This window comes from Sphingosinicella sp. (assembly GCF_052388015.1).
Taxonomy (GTDB): Bacteria; Pseudomonadota; Alphaproteobacteria; order Sphingomonadales; family Sphingomonadaceae; genus Allosphingosinicella.
Map to the genome: position 1 here is coordinate 1 of NZ_JBQTIN010000009.1, position 2159 is coordinate 2159.

General features: G+C 70.6%; 2 protein-coding genes. Both read left to right on the forward strand.

The features are described from left to right. The first annotated feature begins 9 nt into the window (after window positions 1-9). Window positions 10-579: a CHAP domain-containing protein gene (locus ACT4N3_RS00485; RefSeq protein ID WP_444853242.1), complete on the forward strand. Its 570-nt coding sequence runs from the start codon at window positions 10-12 to the stop codon at window positions 577-579. 340 nt (window positions 580-919) lie between these two features. Then, window positions 920-2159: hypothetical protein (locus tag ACT4N3_RS00490; protein WP_444853241.1), on the forward strand; the 1240-nt coding region annotated here is incomplete at its 3' end.

Below are 2159 nucleotides of genomic sequence, written 5' to 3' on the forward strand. Positions count from 1 at the left end.
GGGGGATTCATGTCGACGTCAAGGTTCAGCGCGCGCTTTGAGCGCAGCTTTCCGCGCTTCATCCTCCGCATTCTGATCGCCCTCGGGCTGGCCGCCGCCGCCGCAACCCCCGCCGCCGCCGTGCTGCAATGCGTGCCTTATGCGCGCGCCCAGTCGGGCATCGAGATTCGCGGCAATGCCGGCACCTGGTGGGATCAGGCGGCGGGGCGCTATGCCCGCGGCGCAGAGCCGCGGGTCGGCGCGGTGATGGTGCTCCAGCCGACGCGGGCCATGCCGATCGGCCATGTCGCGATGGTCGCCGAGATCATCGACGACCGGAACGTCTATCTGAACCACGCCAACTGGTCCGGCCCCGGCCGCATCGAGCGCCGCGCGCTCGCCCGCGACGTCTCGCCGAACGGCGACTGGAGCCAGGTCAGGGTCTGGTACGGGCCGCAGGGCTCGCTCGGCATCCGTGCCAACCCGGCCTTCGGCTTCATCTACAACGAGGCCCCGGGCGAAGCCGCGCCGGCCGCCGCCCCCAGAATATCGATCGCCACGATCAGCCCCGACGTCCTCATCCCCGCCGGCGCGAACTGACACAAGCGGCAGGGGCCGCCGAGAGCGGCGCCGGTTTCGAATCCATTTTCCTACACGCCCCCAAATCCAGCATAGGCTGGGGATGGCCGAATCCTTCCTCCCGCCGCCGCGCCTTCAGGCGATGCGCGCCGATCTGCCGGCGATTTTCCGGAAGGTGACGCCCCTCGCGTGCGACGTACCGTTACTTTCGTCACCTTCCGGGCCGTGTCCGGTGCGCGATATGGGTGAAGGTGATGACCTTCCGCCGCCGCCCGGTGCAGGCGGGGCATGGGGTTGCGAAGTCTTGGAAGCTAGGCAGACCGCCGCATCGGGGCCAGCTTGAGACGAGGCTGATATACCCATGAACCACAAGTTTTCGCGGCGGCAGCTTATCGCGGGAGCGATCGCGAGCGGCGGGCTTTCCGGCCTGCCGGTCCGCGCGCAGCCGCCGGCCGGGTCGTCCATCCTGTTTCGCGACGTCACGCTCGTCGACGGCACCGGAGCGCCGCCGCGGCCCGCCAATGTGCTCGTCATGGGCGACCGGATCGCGCGGATCGCAAGGCCGGCCCGCGGCGAACGAGTCTCCGGCGCGCGCGTCGTCGAGGGCGCCGGGCGGGTTCTCGCCCCCGGCTTCATCGATCTCCACACGCATGGCGATCCGCTCACCGCCTCCTACGAGAGCTTTCTCGCGATGGGCGTCACGACGATCTCGCTCGGGCAGGACGGCGGCGGGCCCGCCAGCGGGCAAGATCCCGATCTCCCGGGCTGGCGCTCGCGCGCCGCGCGCGCGGCGCTCGACGTCAATCTCGCGCCTTTGGTGGGCCACGGCACGATCCGGCGCGCGGCGCGGGTGCCGGATTCCGTCGTCCGGCCCGACGCGGCGGGGCTTCAGCGGATGGTGGCGCTGCTCGATGCCGAACTACGGGCGGGCTTTTTCGGCCTCTCCTACGGCCTCGAATATGTGCCCGGCATCTATTCGGAAACGCCCGAGCTGGCGGCGCTCGGCCGGGTCGTGGCCCGGCACGACCGCGTCGCGATGAGCCACATGCGCTCGGAAAATGACGACGCGATCGAGGCGTCGATCGAGGAGCTGATCGCCTCCGCCTCCGGCGCCCGCGCCCATATCTCGCATCTCAAGGTGGTGTTCGGCCGGGGCGAAGCGCGCGCCCGCGCCTTGCTCGATTTTCTCGCCGCCAGGCGCCGTCGGGGCGTCCGCCTGACCGCGGACGAATATCCCTACAATGCCGGCTATACCGGGATCGGCATCCTCTTCCCGGAATGGGCGCTGCCGCCGACCGATTATGCCGCCGTCGTCGCGCAGCGGCGGCAGGAGCTTTACGACCATCTCGTCCGGCGGATGACCCGGCGCGGCGGGCCGGAGGCTTTGCTGTTCGGTACGCCTCCGCACGCCGGCCGAACCCTGGAGCAAGTCGCCGGGGCGGCGGGCCGCCATTATGCCGACGTGCTGATCGCACTCGGCCCCGAGGGCGGCTCCGGCGCGCATTTCACCATGGATCAGGCGCTGCAGGACGCGCTGCTCGTCGATCCCCACGTCGCCTTCTCGACCGACGGCGGGCCGGGCATGCGGCATCCGCGCGCGA

Coding starts and splice junctions, on each gene's coding strand:
- ACT4N3_RS00485 (WP_444853242.1), top strand. CDS start 10: ATGTCGACGTCAAGGTTCAGCGCGCGCTTTGAGCGCAGCTTTCCGCGC.